This window comes from Neorhizobium tunisiense, assembly GCF_039631515.1.
Taxonomy (GTDB): Bacteria; Pseudomonadota; Alphaproteobacteria; order Rhizobiales; family Rhizobiaceae; genus Neorhizobium.
Genome location: NZ_JBDIUU010000001.1, coordinates 1,519,982 through 1,538,936, shown reverse-complemented (window position 1 = coordinate 1,538,936; position 18,955 = coordinate 1,519,982). Strand labels below are relative to the sequence as shown.

The 18,955-nt window shown below is 61.8% G+C and carries 14 protein-coding genes and 1 tRNA gene; 9 read left to right on the top strand and 6 right to left on the bottom strand.

What is annotated here, in order from left to right; all coding sequences use genetic code 11:
- Positions 1-94 precede the first annotated feature (94 nt).
- Positions 95-3,883: a PAS domain-containing sensor histidine kinase gene (locus tag ABCW43_RS08120; protein ID WP_345922909.1), complete on the bottom strand. Its 3,789-nt coding sequence runs from the start codon at positions 3,881-3,883 to the stop codon at positions 95-97.
- Positions 3,884-4,120: 237 nt separating this feature from the next.
- Between ABCW43_RS08120 and ABCW43_RS08115 the strand changes: the two genes are divergently transcribed.
- Both ABCW43_RS08115 and ABCW43_RS08110 read left to right on the top strand, forming a co-directional pair.
- Complete coding sequence (locus ABCW43_RS08115; RefSeq protein ID WP_345922908.1) at positions 4,121-4,567, top strand: phasin; 447 nt, start codon at positions 4,121-4,123, stop codon at positions 4,565-4,567.
- A 125-nt stretch (positions 4,568-4,692) separates the two neighbouring features.
- Positions 4,693-4,769 (top strand) — tRNA-His (locus ABCW43_RS08110).
- 85 nt (positions 4,770-4,854) lie between these two features.
- Here the strand turns inward: ABCW43_RS08110 and ABCW43_RS08105 are convergent.
- Entirely contained in the window at positions 4,855-5,499 is a 645-nt protein-coding gene (locus ABCW43_RS08105; RefSeq protein WP_345922907.1) for an NrsF family protein, read from the bottom strand.
- The gene (locus ABCW43_RS08100) at positions 5,496-6,044 is read right to left on the bottom strand and encodes a sigma-70 family RNA polymerase sigma factor (RefSeq protein WP_345922906.1); all 549 of its coding nucleotides are present in this window, start codon (positions 6,042-6,044) and stop codon (positions 5,496-5,498) included. The genes ABCW43_RS08105 and ABCW43_RS08100 overlap by 4 nt, the downstream gene beginning before the upstream one ends.
- A 187-nt stretch (positions 6,045-6,231) precedes the next feature.
- On the opposite strand from ABCW43_RS08100, the gene ABCW43_RS08095 reads away from it, so the two are divergent.
- The 3 genes from ABCW43_RS08095 to ABCW43_RS08085 all read left to right on the top strand — a co-directional run bounded on the left by ABCW43_RS08095 (position 6,232) and on the right by ABCW43_RS08085 (position 8,206).
- Positions 6,232-6,495 carry a pentapeptide MXKDX repeat protein gene (locus ABCW43_RS08095; protein ID WP_345922905.1) on the top strand — a complete coding sequence of 88 codons (264 nt, stop codon included), beginning with the start codon at positions 6,232-6,234 and terminating at the stop codon, positions 6,493-6,495.
- Positions 6,496-6,590: 95 nt separating this feature from the next.
- The gene (locus ABCW43_RS08090; protein WP_345922904.1) at positions 6,591-7,433 is read left to right on the top strand and encodes a cytochrome b/b6 domain-containing protein; all 843 of its coding nucleotides are present in this window, start codon (positions 6,591-6,593) and stop codon (positions 7,431-7,433) included.
- A complete protein-coding gene (locus ABCW43_RS08085) occupies positions 7,430-8,206 on the top strand; it encodes a molybdopterin-binding protein (RefSeq protein ID WP_345922903.1) in 777 nt (258 codons plus the stop codon). The genes ABCW43_RS08090 and ABCW43_RS08085 overlap by 4 nt, the downstream gene beginning before the upstream one ends.
- A 6-nt stretch (positions 8,207-8,212) precedes the next feature.
- Here the strand turns inward: ABCW43_RS08085 and ABCW43_RS08080 are convergent, their stop codons facing one another.
- Positions 8,213-10,123, bottom strand: coding sequence for a sensor histidine kinase (locus ABCW43_RS08080; protein WP_345922902.1), 1,911 nt, complete (start codon positions 10,121-10,123; stop codon positions 8,213-8,215).
- 5 nt (positions 10,124-10,128) lie between these two features.
- Positions 10,129-12,381 carry a putative bifunctional diguanylate cyclase/phosphodiesterase gene (locus tag ABCW43_RS08075; protein WP_345922901.1) on the bottom strand — a complete coding sequence of 751 codons (2,253 nt, stop codon included), beginning with the start codon at positions 12,379-12,381 and terminating at the stop codon, positions 10,129-10,131.
- A 403-nt stretch (positions 12,382-12,784) separates the two neighbouring features.
- Between ABCW43_RS08075 and ABCW43_RS08065 the strand changes: the two genes are divergently transcribed.
- The 3 genes from ABCW43_RS08065 to ABCW43_RS08055 all read left to right on the top strand — a co-directional run bounded on the left by ABCW43_RS08065 (position 12,785) and on the right by ABCW43_RS08055 (position 16,206).
- Positions 12,785-14,617: a TRAP transporter large permease gene (locus ABCW43_RS08065; RefSeq protein WP_345922900.1), complete on the top strand. Its 1,833-nt coding sequence runs from the start codon at positions 12,785-12,787 to the stop codon at positions 14,615-14,617.
- 31 nt (positions 14,618-14,648) lie between these two features.
- Positions 14,649-15,647 (top strand): TRAP transporter substrate-binding protein, encoded by a 999-nt coding sequence (locus ABCW43_RS08060; RefSeq protein WP_345922899.1) that lies wholly within the window; start codon positions 14,649-14,651, stop codon positions 15,645-15,647.
- Between the two features lie 313 nt (positions 15,648-15,960).
- Positions 15,961-16,206, top strand: a complete 246-nt coding sequence (locus tag ABCW43_RS08055; RefSeq protein ID WP_007769053.1) for a helix-turn-helix domain-containing protein — start codon at positions 15,961-15,963, stop codon at positions 16,204-16,206.
- Between the two features lie 80 nt (positions 16,207-16,286).
- On the opposite strand, the gene ABCW43_RS08050 is transcribed toward ABCW43_RS08055, so the two are convergent.
- Positions 16,287-17,168 (bottom strand): LysR family transcriptional regulator, encoded by an 882-nt coding sequence (locus ABCW43_RS08050; RefSeq protein WP_345922898.1) that lies wholly within the window; start codon positions 17,166-17,168, stop codon positions 16,287-16,289.
- Positions 17,169-17,292: 124 nt separating this feature from the next.
- On the opposite strand from ABCW43_RS08050, the gene ABCW43_RS08045 reads away from it, so the two are divergent.
- The gene (locus tag ABCW43_RS08045) at positions 17,293-18,789 is read left to right on the top strand and encodes a CoA-acylating methylmalonate-semialdehyde dehydrogenase (RefSeq protein ID WP_345922897.1); all 1,497 of its coding nucleotides are present in this window, start codon (positions 17,293-17,295) and stop codon (positions 18,787-18,789) included.
- Positions 18,790-18,955 lie beyond the last annotated feature (166 nt).

Below are 18,955 nucleotides of genomic sequence, written 5' to 3'. Positions count from 1 at the left end.
CTTGTAGAGCTGCCGCATCCGGTGGATGCGCCGAGAACTTAAAGCTACACCGGCCAAGCGGTGAGGATGCCGAAACCGGCTGCAATGTCCAGGATCAGTTCGCAAGCACCCGCGGTGAAGGGAAGGTGATTTCCACCAGCGTGCCTTCGTTCGGTGCGGACGTGATCGCGAAGGCGGCGCGGTTTGCATCGACCATCGCCTTGGTCAGCGGCAGGCCGAGGCCCGTGCCGTCGCCTCGCTTGCGGGAGGCGCTTGCAACCTGGCGGAACGGTTTCATGGCAAGTTCCAGCTCCGAGCGGGTCATGCCGATGCCGGTATCGCGGACACGAAGGACCACGTTTCCGTTGGTCTCGTAGGCCGTGGACACGACGATCTGGCCTCCGGAAGGCGTGAAGCGGATGGCGTTCGACAGGATGTTCAGCACGATCTGCTTGATCGAGCGGGGATCGGCGACCACCTGCGGCACGGCATGCGAGAGGGCCGTGCGGATGATCACCCGCTGGCCGTTTGCCTGCGGCTGCACCAGCGAGACCGCTTCCGACACCGCCTCGTTCAGGCCGACGGCGACGAAATCGAGCTCCATCTCGCCGGCCTCGATCTTGGAAATGTCGAGGAGGTCGTTGACGATATCGAGCACATGCCGGCCGGAGCGGCTGATATCATTGGCATATTCCACATAACGCGCATGACCGATCTGGCCGAAACGCTCGCTCGCCATCATGTCGGCAAAGCCGATGATCGCGTTGAGCGGCGTGCGGATTTCGTGGCTCACATGGGCGAGGAACTCGCTCTTGTGGGCATTTGCCGTTTCGGCCGCACGCTTGGCGGTGCGCAGTTCGTCTTCGGTGCGCTTCCACTGGGTGATGTCGCGGATGACCGCGCAATAGCCGTTCGAGGAGGTCAGTTTGCCGATCGTCATGAACAGCGGCAGAAAGCCGCCGGAAGCCTCGCGGCCGATGACTTCGCGGCCGTCGTTGAGAACGCTTGCCACGCCATGGCCGGCAAGCCCGGCGAGATAATCAAGGATCGCCCGCTGGCTCTCGTGGGCGAACAGCGTGACGAACGGTTTGCCGTTGATCTCTTCATTGTCATAATTGAAGAGCGCGCTCGCCGCCCGGTTCAGGGAGCGGATGTCGCCATCCGCGCCGATGATCACCACGCCATCGGTGGCCGTTTCCAGGATGGCGCGCAGTTCGGTTACCTCGACCTGCAGCTTGGCGAGCTGGTCGGCGGCGCGGGGCGCGCGCAGCGGAATGACCTCCGCCGCTTCGCCATCCCCGGTGGAGCCCTGAGACTCGGCCACGACCGGCATCAGCGCCAACATGAGAACAGTCGAATTGTCCCAGCGCACGGACTGCAGGCGCGCTGTCACCGGCACCAGCACATCGTCGGCGCGCACCACGACCATGCCGCCGGCTTCCGTTGTCTTGCCTTCGAGATCCTGGCGCTGCAGCAGCGCATCAAGGCCGCCGACTTCCGCCAGTTCGTCGATCGAAGCATAGCCGGTCAGCCGCAGGAATTCGGGATTGCCGTAGATCAAGGTGTCGCCGCTGTGGACGAGAAGCGCCACCGGCATCTGGTCGACGATCTCCTCGGAAAGACCGATACGCTCGCGAACCGGTATCATCTGGCTCAACAGTTCGCGGTCTGAAAGCTCCGGATGCGGGTCTTCTGGAGCCTCCACAGCGGCTTCCATCTCTTCGATGGGCTCGATCGGCCCGTCGGCAAAAGCCTTGTTCGCGTCTTCGGCGAAGGCGACCGCCTCTTCCTCGGAAATCTCTTCCGAAACGGGAGCGACAGGCTCGTCGTGCGCCGTCTCAGGTTCAACCCGGATCGGCTCTATCGCGCTGGGCTCCTTATATTCGGCGGCAGGTACCTCCGCCTCGGTCGGGGCCTCCGGCGTCTTTTCCTCGTTGCGGCGGCCGACGAAATTGTCGAGCTGTCGGGCGATTTCGCGGAAAGCCGCCTGTTCGACGGGGGTCAGTCCGTCGCGGCGATTGGAGCGGCGTTCTTCCAGCTGGATGACCTTGTCTGAATGGCGGCGGCCGGCATTTTCGACGATCCGCAACGCCGGGCGTTCGCCGGCCGGCCAGTCGAGCAGCGAAGGGATCTGCCGCCCCGACTTGGATGGCTGCGGCGTGTCCTCTTGCGCCGGCTCCGACAGCAGGTCTTTGGATGGCGTCGCATCGGCGGATATGTCTTCGGCGGCGGCCGGCTGCTCGGCATCTTCCGCGACTTCGGTCTCTTCGAATGTCGCCGGCTCTTCGGTCATGGAAGCCGGTTCGCCGTACGTAGAACTTTCGGCGGCTTCGTCCTGCCAAACAGACAGGCCGCCTTCTGCCACCAATTCAGGTGCATCGACCGGCATCTCGTAGGGTTCGAAAACAGTCTCAGCTTCCGGTTCGGCCACATCCTCCGGCACCGCCCGGGTCAGGGTCAGGCCGACGGCATTCGGATCCTCGGCTGCATCGCCGATCCGCACGATGCCGAAGCCGCGAAAACCGTCGAACTCCCGGGTGCGGGTATAGGTCGGCAGGGCGGCGAGATCGACCGGCACAATCAGCGACGTGCCCTCGATCGGCCACCAGATCGTCTTGCCGGACCAGGTATCGCGCTTGTTGAGCAGCTCGGTGATCTTGCCCTCGGGGTCGAGATGGAAGAGAGCAGCGAGATCGGTAAAGGCCATGCCGTTGATATCGGCGGCGTGCGGGCCGACAGCGTCGGCAAATTCGCTCGAAACTTCCCTGAACCGGCCTTCCGCATCGATCTTCCAGACGAAACGGGTTGCGCGGCCGTCGCGGCGGAAAACGAAACCACCCGGTTCCGGCGCTTCGATTTCGGCCGCGGCAAGCTCGGCTGCAGGCGCCGCCTCCACTGTCTCCGGCTGAGCAGCAGATGCTTCCTCGGCCGTCTCGATCGCGTCAGCGGAGGAAAGAGCCTCGACATCCGCGGCCGGCATAGCCTTTTCAAGCGTGGCATCCTCGCCGGCTTCAAGCGAAATTTCTTCTTCCGGCTCTTCCGTATCCTCGATTTCGGACACCGCGGCGATCACCTCGGCAAAACTGTCGACCGGGACGGCCTCCACCGTGAAGTCCTCGGTTTCCTCGCTCGCAGCGAATTCCGTGGTTTCCGCGCCGATCTCGGCGTTTGCCTGATCGACTTCGGCGGTCGTCGGTGCCTCATCGCGAGGTTCGTAGCCGTTGGCGACGGCGGCGCGGCCCTGTTCCGTCTCGACCGTGAACAGGAGATGCAGGGCAGGTTCGTCGGAGAGCTTGCCGATTGCAGCCGGCAGGTAGCCCTTGGAGGTCGGGATGGGGCGCTTGACGAGGCGGCTCGGATCGGCGCCCGCCATGGTCGCCATCATCTTGGCGGTCTGCGTGGAAACGCCGAGCCCCGCGAACTCGGCCGAAGCGGCGAGCACCTCGCCGTTTTCGTCGATCACCGCCATATGCGTATCGGGATCGTCGAAGCCTTCGATCATCCGGGCCGCGGAGGCTGAAGGCGCAAGCCTGCCCCGTTCCACCGGCGCGCTGAACAGCACGGCCGTTTCGCCCTGAACCTGGACGAGCTCGCAGATCGCCTGCACCGGAATGCGCTGGAAACCGGAGGCGACGCGGATCGTCAGGTTGCGGATGTCGCCGACTTCGCCGAGCTGGCGCGCAGCCGCTTCGATCTGGCGAAAGGCGATGTCGACGCGGTTGGGACCCTGGTCGAGGAAATCGTAGATGGAGCCGAAACCGAAAAGATCGGCGCCGCGCCCGTTCGCCCAGAGCGGGCTTTGCATGTCCGGAGAAAACAGCACGATCGCTTCGCCCGCGGCAAAACGGTCGCGGACGCGCTCGTGCACGGCAATGTCGATGAACGGGTATTGAACTGCGGACATAGGCAAAACCTACAGGGCGTTTGTGACCGGATTTCTACGTAGTTTAACGGATTGTTAATAACCGTCACCTGCCTTCGGGTCGAGAGTGGCGCTCTCCAAACCTCCGATAGGGTTAATTCCGGGAATGATTTTATTGTGCGCCGCACAATGATGTTGCAATGCACAACGAGATGGTCTATATAAGAGGCATCACATCTTCGGTTCTGCCGAAGAAATCGCCAACGAGGACCTGAAACGATGGCACGCAAGACCGACGATATCTTTTCCTTCTCCGCTTTCGATCCGTCCAAGATGACCGAAGGCTTCCGCGACTTCGCCGAAAAGGGTGCCACCCAGTCTCGCGAAGCCTATGCTAAGATGAAAACCGCCGCCGAGGAAGCCACCAAGACGGTTGAATCCACAATGCAGTCGGCGCAGGCTGGCTCCGTCGAACTCAGCCTCAAGGCGATCGACGCGCTGCGTACCAATGCCGAAATCTCGCTGACCCATATGGAAAAGCTGCTCGGCGTGAAGTCCTTTGCCGAACTGATCGAGCTGCAGACCGGCTTCATCCGCAAGCAGGCTGAAATCACGGTTGAGCAGGCCAAGTCCATGCAGGACACCGCCCGCAAGATCGTCGAAGACGTGACGAAGCCGGGCAAGGAAGCTGCTGAAAAGGTCATGACGACCTTCAAGGCTGCCTAATTTCCAAGCTTGATTTGAAGGAGAAGGCCGGAGCATGCTCCGGCCTCTTCTATTTGCGGGAAAGGACTTGCAAAAAAAGTCCGATCGCCGTATGTGACCCCCCAACGGCGCCCAAGGGCGCTTGTGCGGTTGTAGCTCAGTTGGTTAGAGCGCAGGTTTGTGGCACCTGAGGTCGGAGGTTCGAGACCCCCCAACCGTACCATTTTTCCACAAGTCCAATCTTATCGGAATTTGACGGCGCAAGTGCGTTGCGCCCGTTCGTGCGGATTCGGAAGTTTGCCGCCGGCTCACCAGCGCAACAGGCGCGGCCCCAAAAGCGAGCCGAGAATTCCCGTCATCAGGATGCCGAGCGAATACCAGATGAGCACGAACGGCATGCCGTTCTCGGTGCAGAACCAGGAATAGACCCAGGCACCGGCGGCGCCGGCGGCGATGCCGGCGATGAAGCCGGTGAGCCTCAGATCCGTCGGCGCGCCATGGCGGAGCACCCAGACGTTCCCGGCAAACACCGGAAGCGCGAAGAGGAATATCAACAGCGGGCAATGCAGGGCCGACGATCCGACGATCAAGGTGCGGTACGTCTCTGCCGGCGAGATCGTCAGCTGGATGGCGGCGACCACGGCCATGGTTGCGACGATCGCTGCCGCGAACTGGAAGAATCGCCCCCTGGAACCGTCGGGCCGCGCCAGGTGATAGGCGGCGAGGAAAGCGGCGATCGCCAGCAGCGCGTTATAGGCGGACTTGATCCAGAACACCGGCAACATCAGAGCTTCCGCCATGTCGATGCGCAGGCCGAGGGTCGCCAGCATCAGCACCAGCGACACGGCGAGCGCCGGCAGGACGCCGGCCGCGAACCGGCGCGCCAGCGCATGGCGCGGCACCGGCTTCAGTTCCCCCACCAGGCTGTCGATGATATCGTCCGTTTTTCTCACTTTCCGCCTCGCAATTTCTCCGCCAGTGCTTTTAGACCCCTATGAATGCCAACCTTGACCGCCGATTCCGATTGGCCGGTCCGGCTTGCCGTGTCCGCCACCGACTGGCCTTCGAGCTTCACCTGGCGGATCAGTTCCCGCTGTTTCGCCGGCAGGCCTTCCAGAAGCCGCTCGACATCCATCCGCGCGGTGACGGCGGCTTCGCTGTATTCGCTCTCGAAATCCTCGCCGAGCTCCGTTTCCGCCATCATCCGGCTGCCGCGGCCGCGATGGTGGTCGATCAGCTTGTAGCGGGCGATCGAGAAGAACCATGCGGTGAACGGCCGCTCGCGATCATAGGTTTCCCGGCGCGAATGCAGCGCCAGCAATGTTTCCTGGACGAGGTCTTCCATGTCCGCTTTCGTCGCAGCAGCCATTCGGCGGCTGTAATATCCGACAAGCAGGACGCGCACCGCGTTAAGCAAACGCCGATAGGCGGCCTCGTCTCCATCAAGAGACAGAAGCATCAGGGCCTTCAGGGCTTCTTCCGAATGGGTGCTCGTCATGCTGTTTCAATGGTCATTCGGAAAAGCACGTAAACGGTTACATCCGGAATGGAAAATATTTCGGATGTTTTTTGGCCTATCACATAACCGTGAGGCTGTAACGACTTTCTGCACGGCTCGAATGGGTGGTTGTGAGCCCTCGGCACGCAGCCGGCGGACACATCGATTGATCCCAGGAGGACATCTCATGACCAAGCTTCTTTCCAGCGTCGCAGCCTGCACCCTCGTCATCGGTCTTTCGTTTGCCGGTGCGGCAAGCGCCCAGAGCAGCACGGGCACTGACGCGATGAAGAAGGACTCGATGAAGACCGACGCCATGAAGCCGGACTCGATGAAGAAGGACTCGATGGCGACGGGCAGCACCAAGGCCGACTGCATGCACAAGGCCGGCATGGAAAAGGACTCGATGAAGAAGTCGGACATGATGAAGGCCTGCGACGCAATGAAGTGACGCGATGAAATGATTTGGCGGCGGCCGCTGAAACTTTCTGCGCGGCGGCCGCGTCTCTTTGCCGAAGTCCACGTCCTGTACTCGGAGGAAACATCATGGCCACGATCGACGCCGGCGCTGTGACCGGCCGGACGGTCATCTACCGCCACAGCCTGCTGGTGCGCCTGTCGCACTGGGTGAATGTGCTCTGCATGACCGTGCTGCTTTTCAGCGGACTGCAGATCTTCAATGCCCATCCGGCGCTCTATTGGGGCCAGTATGGAGCCGACAACGATCCCTCCTTCATTTCCATGGAAGCGGTCGAGGATGGCGACAAGGCCAAGGGCCTCACCCATGTGGGCTCGCTCACCTTCAATACCACCGGATTTCTCGGCCTTTCAGAAGTGGACGGCGAGGCGACCGCACGAGGGTTCCCCGATTGGCTGACGATCCCGAGCTATCAGGACCTCGCAAGCGGCCGGCGCTGGCATTTCTTCTTTGCGTGGCTGTTCGTCATCAACGGCTTCATCTATCTCGCCTATGGTCTGTTGAGCCGGCATTTCCGCCGCGATCTCCTGCCCGCGGGGAATGAGCTGACGCCTGCCCATATCAGCCACGAGATCGTCAACCACGCCCGGCTGCGGTTCCCGAAAGGGCCGGAGGCGCGGCACTACAACACGCTGCAGAAACTCACCTATGTCGCGGTGATCTTCCTGCTGCTGCCGCTGATGATCCTCACGGGTCTCACCATGTCGCCCGGGTTCAATGCCGTGGCCCCCTGGCTGCTCGACGTTTTCGGAGGCCGCCAGTCGGCCCGTACGATCCATTTCCTCACGGCGTTTTCGCTCGTCGCCTTCGTGATGGTCCATGTCGCGATGGTGATCCTGTCGGGCGTCTTCAACAATCTGCGTTCGATGATCACCGGCTGGTACGCCATCGAACAGGAGGGCAAACAATGAGCCGCATCATCACCCGGCGCCGTTTCCTGATCGGCGCGACCATGACAGCTTCGGCGCTCGGTTTGAGCGGCTGCGACGCGCTCGTCGAAAGCGATCGGACGAAATCCGTCCTCAAGATCGCCGAGAGTTTTTCGATGAAGACCCAACGTTTCCTGCTCGGCGACGATGCGCTGGCGCGCGAGTTCACGGAGGCGGATCTCTCGCCGGTCTTCCGCGCCAACGGCACCAGCATGCCGGACAATCCGCAATATCTCGACTGGATGAACCGGCAGTTCTCGACGTGGAAGCTGGAAATCGGCGGCCTGGTCGAAAAGCCGATGCAGCTGTCGCTCGCCGAACTGAAGGCCCTGCCGGCCCGCACGCAGATCACCCGGCACGACTGCGTCGAAGGCTGGAGCGCGATCGGCAAATGGACCGGCGTGCCGCTCGGCGCTCTGCTCAAGACTGTCGGCTTGAAGCCGGAGGCCCGCTACATTGTCTTTCATTGCGCCGACGAATACGAGAAATCGCTCGACGGCAGCGGCTGGTACTACGAGAGCATCGATCTGGTGGATGCCTTCCATCCGCAGACCATCCTTGCCCACACGATGAATGGCCGCGACCTCGAAGTCGCGCATGGAGCACCGCTGCGGCTGCGGGTCGAGCGGCAACTCGGCTACAAGCAGGCGAAATACCTGACCCGCATCGAGGCGGTGGCCGATCTCGGCCGTCTCTATGGCGGCAGCGGTGGTTTCTGGGAGGATCGCGGCTACGAATGGTATGCCGGGATCTGAAGAGGCTCAGGTTCCTGCCTGTGCCGGAGCAATTCTCGGAAGCCGGATGATGAATCGGGTGCCGCGGGCCTCGCCTGGGGGCGGGCTCTCGACGGAGATCGATCCGCCGAGAACTTCGGTGACGATCTGGTGGACGATATGCAGCCCGAGACCGGTACCGCCGCTATGACGGGCCGTGGAAAAGAAGGGTTCGAATATCTTCTGAATGTCCGTTTCGCTTATCCCGCGACCATCGTCGGTGAATTCGATGAGGACCTGGTCCGCCAGCCTGCGAATATCGATGGTTATCGTGCCGGGTTTGCCCGCGTCGAAGGCATGCAGCAGCGAATTGTTGAGGAGGTTCGACAAGACCTGGGCAAACGGTCCCGGATAGGTCGTGATCCCCAGATCGTTGGGCACGTTCACCGTCAGGCTGATGCCGGCGCTGGTGTCCCATTTGCGCAGGCGCGGATCGGCATCGGGAATGAATGCGGCGAGATCGATATCCCGTCGCTCCAGCGTCGCGCGGTCGACTGCAACCTGTTTGAAACGTTGAACCAGCGCAGCGCACCGGTGGATGGCGTCGCGCACCAGGTCGAGACTGGCATCGCTGTCTTCGATATACCGGTCGAGATCGGAGCGGCGCAGCCCCGCTGCGATCCGCTCCTTGAACAGCCTGAGATCCTTGGCGGCCTTGCTGAGCACAAGTGCGGCACTTCCAAGCGGCGTGTTCATCTCATGGGCGACGCCGGCAACCATCAGGCCCAATGACGACAGCCGTTCGGCCCGTGCGAGTTCCCGTTGCGTTGCGCTCAGTTTTTCGTTGGTCTCGCGCAGCGTCCGGTTGGTGTCCTCCATTTGCCGTGCCCATTCCGACTCGGCCTCCATGCCGTTGGCCAGGCGGCCCGTTACCGCAAGCGCCACCACCGCAAGGATGGCCGCCACCATGCCGAGAATGAGTTTCCCCCTTGTTTCCTGGCTATTGATGGCACCCGCCGCGTTGCGGGCAAGCAGATAGAGGCTGGCATGCGGGGCACGCATTTCCACGACCTCGCCGGTTGTCAGCAAGCCCGCGCCGGGGTCGAAGCGACGGTAGCTCCAATCTCCGTCGTCGCTGTGGAAAATCCCTCTGCCTCCCTGACTGACCCCTCGCTGCCTCTCCGTTCGATCCGCGTCGGGCGTTGGTTCCCCGAGCTGCCACGCCCAGTTCGCATCCGCGTCGGGTCCCTGGATCCAGTATCCCGCCTGGTTCATCAGATAGAGATCGACGCTCGTGTCGAGCCGCTTCAGGCGCTCGAGCAATCGGGTGCTGCGATAGTTGATGACGATGATGCCCTGCTTGATCCCATTGCGGAAAACAGGGCTCGCAACACGCAATGTCGGCAGATGCGGCATCTCGACCACACCGTTTTCGATATTGAGATCGAGACTGGAGAAATAAAGGCCATGCAGCGGCAGCGTGGCCGTGTCGCGAAAGTAAGGCCGGTCCGCCTTGTTCTGCAACTGCTCCTCGGCAACGACGACGGGTTCTCCGCCGCCGCGATGGTTGACGCGCAGTCGTTCGTTGCCGTCCGTATCCAGCCACCGTACCTGATCGTAATCCGGCGAGCTGGCGGCGAAACTCTGGAATATCTCGACGCTCAAGGGAGCGAGCGGATTTGCCGTCTCGCTGAAGCGCGATTGCAGGTCCGCAAGGAACAGGGCGTCGCGACCGAGCCGGTCCAAGGTTCGGCCGAGAATGTCATAGGCTTGCGACAGGGTCTCCTCCCTGTTGCGAATCTGAGGTTCCCGGGCATTCACGCCGATCTGATGCCAGAGCAATGGAACGCCGAGGCCAAGCCCGATGACCCAGGGTACGACGAAAATGGCAAGCCGATTGCGATGGCGCAAGGCGGCCCGGAGAGACGGAAAGATACGGATCGCAGACGTGTGGGTCATGGCTGCTACGCAGTCCCGGCCTGCGATTTTCGCAGCCTTGCAAGAAATTGCTCCAAGGATTCAGGCGGGGCATAGAGATAGCCCTGCACCAGAGTGCATCCTCTCGACTGCAGCCATTCCGCCTGCTGCTCGGTCTCGACACTCTCGGCGAGGACACGCATGTTCATGCGCTCGCCAAGCCGAATGATCATCTCGACGATCATCTCGTTCTGGCTGGCGCCTCCAAGACCGGCAATGAAGGACCCATGGATCTTGAGCGTGGCGGCCTCGAATGATCGCAGCTTGGTCAAAGAAGAATAGCCGGTGCCGAAATCATCGATCGCGATCGCATAACCTTCTCTCTTGAGAATTGAGAGCACATCGTTTGCGTTCTGGTGCTCTTCCATGGCGACCGTCTCGGTGATTTCGAGCTCCAGCCGGTCCGGCGACAGGCCGTAGCGTCGCGTAGTCGCGATCAGTTCGTCGATAAATTCCTGTCGGCCGAGCTGCACCGGCGAGACATTGACGGCGAGGGTGACCGTTGGAAACCCCGCCTCGTCCATGGAGCGGAGAGCGCTGCAGGCCTGTTCGAGGATCTGCTGACCCAGGGGCACGATCAGCCCGTTCGCCTCGGCGAGCGGAATGAAATCCGCCGGAAAGACGACCGAGCCGTCCGGACGCGTCCAGCGTGCCAGGATTTCGGCGCCGACAATCCGATTGTCGGTCAGGTCGATCTGCGGCTGCAACACGACGCTGATTTCCCGGTTGAGCACCGCCTTGTAAAGCTGCTGCGAAAGAGCGAAGCGGCGGCGTGTTTCCTCTTCCACATTGGGATCGTATTCGACGAGTTGCCCGCTTGTCCCCTTCAGTCCGGCCCTCTTCAGGAGCAGAAGCCCTGTCGCGATGACGGTTTGAGCCGAGGTGAAATGGTTGAGATCGAGAGAGGCGGCCTCGGCGCCGAAGAACAGGGCTTCGGGCGAGTGGGCGCCCGCTTCGAGACGATTTACATATTCGATCCGTACCAGATATTCCGGTCCGAGCACGGCAAATACGTCTTCATGCAAACGCGCGATCATGCAGGGCGGTGGAAAGGCTGCTGCCAGGCGCTTCACGAAGGCGCGCAGCAGGTGATCGCCCTGTTCGACACCGAGCGAAACGCAGCTTCTCGCATATTGGTTCAGTTCGATGAACAGGACCTTCCGTCTGCGGGGCGGGGGAACCTCGAGCGCCGCCTGAATGCCGCGCTTCAGCGCGTTGCCATTTGCGATCTCGAGCAGGCCGTCCTCGTAGGCGATGCGGTCGAGCTGGCTGGTCAGCGCCACATTGATCAGGCCTGTACCGATATTGGTCGCGAAAACCCGCAGCAATTCCCGCTCCGTCTCGTCGATCCGCCTGTTGGTCGCGATATAGGCAGCCGCCGCAGGTGCGACCGCCTGGCCTGGGAAAAACAGAACCTGCGCCATCGCCGTCTCTATATTCGCCTGCCCGTCCAGCGAGCGCTGGATCAGGTCGCGGATGGATTCGTCATTGATGGTATCGAGGGTCTGGTTGAGGGCCGCAGCGAACCGACCCGCCGACCCGATGATCTTCGGCGGTTGTTCGCGATCACGCCCGCGAACGCAGACGATGCCATCCTCGCTGACGCCGAGAAGCGCTGCCAGTTCGTGGATCATCCGGCGGGAGAAATCCTCAAATCCCGAGGATCTCGCCAGGCTGTTGCTCGCCTCGACAATGCTCTGGAGGCCCCGGCGCGCGCGGTTCAGCACGTCGATCTGCTCGAAGGTCCTCAGGTTTGCGGTGAGAATGCTATGAAGCCGCTCATTGGTCAGGTCGGTCTTCAGCCAATAATCGGCGATATCATAGGTCTCGAGCGACGACTGCATCGGTGCGATGCCCGGTTGCCCCGTGAGGAGCACGATACGCAGCTGCGAGTTGCCGAGAACTTCGCGGATCGTGCGAACCAGCCTGAGCCCTGCATCGTCCGTCTCCATCACGACATCGAGCAGCAGTACGGCGACCGAAGGCGTTTCGAGCAGAAGCTTGGCCGCCTCGTTGGCAGAACCGGCGATCAATATTCGCGGGGCGATGCCGCGATAGGTAAAGCCCGAAAGCGAGAGTCTGAGGGAGTTCTGGAACATCTCGTCGTCATCGACGCTCAAGATGGTGAAATCGGTCATCCCCGCGTGGATTTGGTCGGGCGAAGCCCCTGTCTGGGCGGCGGGCTCCGGCTGAAATTCGAAGAGATCCTGAGATTTCTTGTCTTGTTCGATATCGCCCACGGACACATCCCCCGATTGTCGTGCAAGGATTTCCCCTGCATTTCCGCGAATCCATTTATCCATTCAAAACCAAGCATGTCTCGCAAAAAGTGCAGCGAAGCGAGATTTTGATCGTAACTGTGGATTGCGGCCCATTGCGGGGTGGGAATGGTCGCCGTAAAAGGCGGAACCTCTCAAGCCTCGCGTGACCTGCGGTCGGGCGAAAGGCCGGGCGTCGAAAACTTTTACCCTTTCGGGGTCTGCCGCGGCTTGAGGAAGCCTGTCGCTTCGGCGAAAAGGTATTGCCGCGTCTCGATGGCTCACGCGAGGTGTCGGCAGCGCGTCATTTCACCTGGTCGACGCTCTTCGATCGTGATCTTTCAACGGTCAAGACCGCCTGATTCTTCGGCAAAGGTAAGAGCCTGTGGAAGCCAGCCCATCCGATTTTCTCGAGCAGACGGCAGTCCGGGGCGATAGCCTCGCGGCGCGGGTGCTGAAGGGGATCGAGACCGCACTCGGCGTCATCGCAGCGCTCATCCTCGCTGCCCTGCTGACGGTCGTGCTGGTCAGTGTCTGCCTGCGCTATTTCTTCAACACGGGCCTTATCGGCGCCGAGGATTTTGGCATCTGGCTGCATGTGGCGCTGATCTCGATCGGCGCACCGCTCAGCCTCAACAGTGCGCTGGCCATGCGGCTCGACGTGTTCGTACGTCTGCTTCCCGCCCGGCTGCTGTCTGCGACCCAGGCTCTGGCCGACGTGTTCACCGTGCTGGCGGCCATGATCCTGCTCTTCGGCGGTTCCGAAATCATGGCCATGCTCGGGGGCATATCGCCGACATTGGGAGTTCCTGAGTGGATCCGCTTCGGTTTCCTGGGCGTCGGCGGCGTGCTGATCCTCGTCGTGCTCCTCCTGGAAAGGGCAGTCGGGGGCAGGGCGCTGCCGGTGCTGACATCGCTCGGGCTCGGTGCCGCGCTCTATTTCGGCATCCCGGAAATCTCCATCGACAGCGAACTGCCGCCGAGCCTGTTCCTGGCGTTGGTCGCCGCGCTCGGCCTTGTGCTGGCGGCACCCTTGGCTCATGCCTTCCTGGCCGCCGCCTATGTCGCGATCGCCTTTGGCAGCAGCCTGCCGGAACCGGCGATCGTCTCCTCGACGGTAACCGGCATGTCGAAATTCCTGCTGCTCGCCATTCCTTTCTTCCTGCTGGCCGGCGGGCTGCTGACCTCGTCCGGCGTCGCCAACCAGCTCGTCCGGTTCGCAGCCTCCATGGTCGGCCACCGCCGGGCGGGACTGGCGCAGACGACGTTGCTGACCAGTGTGCTGTTTTCCGGGGCCTCGGGTTCGTCGGTCGCGAATGCCGCGTTCGGTGCCTCGACCTTCCAGCCGGAACTGGTCAAGCACGGTTATCCGCCGGCACAGGCAGGCGCGATCATCGCCGCCACTTCGGTGCTCGACAACGTCATCCCGCCGTCGATCGCCTTCCTGATTCTCGCGACCGCCACCAATCTGTCGGTCGGTTCGCTGCTGGTCGGCGGTTTCTTCGCCGGCGGCCTGATGGCGATCTGCCTGGCGGTCGCGATCCACCTGTCGGTCCGCGAACAGGTGGCCTTGCCACGCGCCTCGGCACGCGAGCGCTGGCAGGCGGCGATCTCCGCCATTCCCGCCTTCGGCCTCGGCATCATCGTCGTGGTCGGCATCCGCATCGGCATCGTCACCACGACAGAGGCGGCGGCCCTGGCGGCGCTCTACACCGTTATCCTCGCTATCTGGGGCAAGGTCGGCGCGAGCTCGCTGCTCGCCTCGTTCCGACAGGCGGCGACGGAGTCCGCTGCGATCGGTTTGCTGATCGGCACGGCGGGGCCGTTCGCCTTCCTGCTTGCGGTCGATAACGTCTCCGGCCTCGTCTCGGAGTTCGTGACGATGCTCGGCGGCAGCGCGCTTTCGGTCATCATCCTCTCCAACGTCATCCTTCTGGTCGTCGGACTGGTGCTCGATATCGGCGCGGCGATCCTGCTGTTCGGCCCAATCCTGCTGCCGGCCGCCGTCGCCGCCGGCATCGATCCGATCCATTTCGGCGTCATCATCGTCGTCAACCTGATGATCCACGGCCTGACCCCGCCGCTCGGCATGCTGGTCTTCGTGGTCAGCGGCGTGACCCGCATTCCCGCGACCGAGCTGTTCAAGGCGGTCGTGCCTTATCTGCTCGCACTTCTTGTTTCCCTGGCGATCCTTTGCGCCTGGGCGATCATCTTCTAGCTCATCTCACAATTTCCGGGGACCTTGAGACATGGACAACATCAACCGCCGAACCCTTCTGAAGACTGCCGCAGCAACCGGCGTAGCGCTCGCCGCTCCGGTTTTCGTCCGCAACGCCGCCGCCCGCACCACGACGATCACCACCGCCTCGCTGCTTGGCGACGACAAGCCGGAATCGAAGATCTGGGTGAAGATCGGCGAACTGGTGGAAGCCAGGCTGCCGGGCCAGTTCAAGTTCAACGTCGTCAAGAACGGCGCGCTCGGCGGCGAGAAGGAAGTCGCAGAAGGCGCACGCCTCGGTTCCGTGCAGGCAAGCCTTTCGACCGTCTCGTCACTGTCCGGCTGGGTGCCGGAATTGCAGGTTCTCGATCTGCCCTTCCTCTTCCGCGACGCGGCACATGTCCGCAAGACGGTCGGTGGCGATGTCGGCGCAGACTTGAAGCAGAAACTCGCCGCCCAGAATTTCGTTATCGGCGATTTCATCAACTATGGCGCCCGCCATCTTCTGACCAAGGAACCGGTCACCCGCCCTGAACAGCTCAAAGGCAAGAAGATCCGCACCATCCAGAGCCCGCTGCACACCAAGCTGTGGAGCGCCTTCGGCACCGCCCCGGTCGGCATTCCGATCACCGAAACCTATAATGCGCTGGCAACCGGTGTTGCCGACGCCATGGATCTCACCAAGTCCGCCTATGCCGGCTTCAAGCTTTATGAAGTCGTGCCCTGCATGACCGAGACAGGCCATATCTGGGCGTCCGGCGTCATCTATTATTCCGCGAGCTTCTGGAACCAGTTGAACCCCGAGCAGAAGACGGTCTTCCAGGAGGCCTCGAAGGAAGGTGCTGCCTATTTCAACCGGCTCATCATCGACGACGAGGCGGCATCGGTTGCCGTGTCGCTCAAGAACGGCGGGAGGCTGCTGAAGCCGGAAGCCCTCGAGGAATGGCAGAAGGGCGCGCAGGGAGTGTGGCAGGATTTTGCCACAATCGTCGGTGGTATTGACAGGATCAAGGCAATCCAGTCAGCCTGATAGCGTTGCCAGAATATTAAGAAAATTTAATGTGGCACCGCGAAAACGGTGCCATTTCCGTCTTTTCAGCTCAATTTTAGCCAGAATCTCCCTGATTCCAGCCCTCTTGAGCGCACCGACTGAGCCAATGCCGCCTTCTTTCGACCCGAAAGTGGACACATTTTTGTGCATTGCACTAATCGCCCTTGTCTCGGTCGCTAGCATGCCTATGTTTGCGGCAGCCGGTGCCTAATTTTTTAGACACTTGCGTCTCGGGCGTTCGTCCCCCTTCACCTGACCGGTTTTCGGCAGGCCATTCTAGAAGGAGCATACAATGACAATTTCCATCAATAATTTCGCATCCGCCAATGGAGCGAAGTTTTCTCCGCAGCACATTGCCTCAGCCGTCGCCGAAACGCGCCGTTCTGTCGGCTACAGCATCGAAGAGCTTGCCATCACGACCGGCCTCGTCAACGACGAGATCGTTCGCATTGAAAACGGCACCGATGCCGACCCGGCCAAGCTGAAGCGCATTGCCGCGGCACTCAAGGTTCCGGTTACGACCTTCCTGCCTTCTTGATACAAGGTTTTCCGGCCGCTCCGGCGGCCGGCCCCTGTTTGGGGCTTCGATCTCTTCGCCGTGAAGACCCGTTCGATCCGTCACACAAAGATGTGGCTTTCCCCATCGACCAGTTCCTTCAGGAACTCCACCACCGTCCTCAGCCGCATCAGATCGCGCGTCGTCTCATGATAGGTGGTCCAGTAGGATCGACGGATGACGGTCTCGGGCAGGACGCGTACCAGTTCCGGATATTGCCGCGCCACATAGTCGTGCAGGATGCCGATGCCGGCGCCGGAACGTACCGCCTCGGTCTGGCCGATGGCGCTTGAAATCTCAAAGCTCGCATCCCAGTCTCGCATCACCTCGCCTGTGAAATTTAAGGAAGGCGAGAAGATCAGGTCCTCGACGTAACCGATGCGCGGATGGCTTTTCAGCGCCTCGACCGTCTGCGGCGTTCCGGCCTGATCGAGATAGGTCTGCGAGGCATAGAGCCCCAGCGTATAATCGGTCAGTTTCGAAGAGACGAGCCGGCCCTGTTCCGGCCGCTCGATGGTGATCGCGATGTCCGCCTCGCGCTGGGAGAGCGAGAAGGATCGCGGTACCGGCACGAGCTGCAGTTTGAGTTCCGGATGCCGGCGCGTCAGCCGCCCGAGCCGCGAGGCAAGAAAGGAGACACCAAAACCGTCGGGCGCACCGATCCGGACCGTGCCGGCGATCGCCGCATCGATCCGCCCGGTGCTCGCCTGCGCCGCCAGCATCTCCGTTTCCATCCGCTCGGCGGCTCGGAAGAACACTTCGCCCTCGGCGGTCAGTTCGCAGCCATTGGTGCGGCGGATGAGGAGGCGAGTGCGGAGATCCTCTTCCAGCGCCGTCACCCTCCGCCCGAGCGTCGCGTGGTTGATACCGAGCCGCCGCGAAGCAGCCAGTATCTGGCCGGTGCGGGCGACCGCCAGGAACATGCGCACATCGTCCCAGTTCATTTCAGGCTCCCAATGTCGATATTTGCACAACAGATGCGTAAACTACGGCGTTGCCTTGTGCAAATCTGAGAGTATCCTCGGCCATTCAAAAGAGATCGCCACAAAAGGCAGGAGGAGCATACCCATGCGTGAGATCGGGCATTTCATTGGCGGCAAGCATGTCGCCGGCACCAGCGGCCGCACGGCTGACGTCTTCAATCCGGCAACCGGCGAAGTCCAGGCGAAGGTTTCGCTCGCCAGCGTTTCGGAAATCCGTGCTGCCGTCGAAAATGCAAAGCAGGCTCAGCCGAAATGGGCTGCCACCAATCCGCAGCGCCGCGCCCGCGTGTTCATGAAGTTCGTCGACCTGCTCAACCAGAACATGGACGAGCTCGCCGAAATGCTGTCCCGCGAACACGGCAAGACGATCGAGGATTCCAAGGGCGATGTCGTCCGCGGCCTCGAAGTCTGCGAATTCGTGATCGGCATCCCGCATCTCTCCAAGGGCGAGTTCACCGAAGGCGCCGGCCCGCAGATCGACATGTATTCGATGCGCCAGCCGGTCGGCATCGGCGCCGGCATCACCCCGTTCAACTTCCCGGGCATGATCCCGATGTGGATGTTCGCCCCGGCGATCGCCTGCGGCAATGCCTTCATCCTGAAGCCGTCCGAGCGTGATCCGTCCCTGCCGATCCGCCTTGCGGAACTGATGATCGAGGCAGGCCTGCCCGCCGGCATCCTCAACGTCGTCAACGGCGACAAGGCAGCCGTCGATGCGATCCTCACCGATCCGGATATCGGCGCCGTCTCCTTCGTCGGCTCGACCCCGATCGCCCGCTACGTTTATGGCACGGCGGCGATGAACGGCAAGCGCGCCCAGTGCTTCGGCGGTGCCAAGAACCACATGATCATCATGCCGGATGCCGATCTCGACCAGGCCGTGAACGCATTGATGGGTGCCGGCTACGGTTCGGCCGGCGAGCGCTGCATGGCCGTTTCGGTTGCAGTGCCGGTCGGCGAGGAAACCGCCAACCGCCTTGTCGAAAAGCTGATCCCGAAGATCGAGTCCCTGCGCATCGGCCCCTATACGGACGACAAGGCCGATATGGGCCCGGTCGTCACCAAGGAGGCGCATGCCCGTATCAACGGCCTGATCGACCGTGGCGTCGAGGAAGGCGCCAAGCTCCTGGTCGATGGCCGCGGCTTCAAGCTGCAGGGCTACGAGAACGGCTATTTCGTCGGCGGCACCCTGTTCGACCACGTCACCCCGAACATGGACATCTACAAGCAGGAAATCTTCGGACCGGTCCTCTCGGTCGTCCGCGCCCATAACTACGAGGAAGCGCTCGATCTGCCGATGAAGCACGAATACGGCAACGGGGTCGCGATCTACACCCGCGACGGCGATGCCGCCCGCGATTTCGCCAGCCGCATCAATATCGGCATGATCGGTATCAACGTGCCGATCCCGGTTCCGCTTGCCTACCACTCCTTCGGCGGCTGGAAGGCTTCGAGCTTCGGTGATCTCAATCAGCACGGCACGGATTCGATCAAGTTCTGGACCAAGACCAAGACGATCACCGCCCGCTGGCCGTCCGGCATCAAGGACGGTGCCGAATTCGTCATGCCGACGATGAAGTAAAACGACAATCAGGGCAAAGCATCGGGCGGGCCTCTTCGGAGGCCCGTTTTGTTTTGGCGGTTGAAAGCGTCGTCGCGGTGTAGAGTGTTGATTGAAATGACATGTCCCGGCCTTACAATGAGGCGGAGAATCGGGCAGGCGGCCGTCTCGACGGTATTCGGCAGGG

Coding starts and splice junctions, on each gene's coding strand:
- ABCW43_RS08100 (WP_345922906.1), bottom strand. CDS start 6,044: ATGACGAGCACCCATTCGGAAGAAGCCCTGAAGGCCCTGATGCTTCTG.
- ABCW43_RS08080 (WP_345922902.1), bottom strand. CDS start 10,123: ATGACCCACACGTCTGCGATCCGTATCTTTCCGTCTCTCCGGGCCGCC.
- ABCW43_RS08095 (WP_345922905.1), top strand. CDS start 6,232: ATGACCAAGCTTCTTTCCAGCGTCGCAGCCTGCACCCTCGTCATCGGT.
- ABCW43_RS08055 (WP_007769053.1), top strand. CDS start 15,961: ATGACAATTTCCATCAATAATTTCGCATCCGCCAATGGAGCGAAGTTT.
- ABCW43_RS08085 (WP_345922903.1), top strand. CDS start 7,430: ATGAGCCGCATCATCACCCGGCGCCGTTTCCTGATCGGCGCGACCATG.
- ABCW43_RS08050 (WP_345922898.1), bottom strand. CDS start 17,168: ATGAACTGGGACGATGTGCGCATGTTCCTGGCGGTCGCCCGCACCGGC.
- ABCW43_RS08045 (WP_345922897.1), top strand. CDS start 17,293: ATGCGTGAGATCGGGCATTTCATTGGCGGCAAGCATGTCGCCGGCACC.
- ABCW43_RS08120 (WP_345922909.1), bottom strand. CDS start 3,883: ATGTCCGCAGTTCAATACCCGTTCATCGACATTGCCGTGCACGAGCGC.
- ABCW43_RS08090 (WP_345922904.1), top strand. CDS start 6,591: ATGGCCACGATCGACGCCGGCGCTGTGACCGGCCGGACGGTCATCTAC.
- ABCW43_RS08060 (WP_345922899.1), top strand. CDS start 14,649: ATGGACAACATCAACCGCCGAACCCTTCTGAAGACTGCCGCAGCAACC.
- ABCW43_RS08115 (WP_345922908.1), top strand. CDS start 4,121: ATGGCACGCAAGACCGACGATATCTTTTCCTTCTCCGCTTTCGATCCG.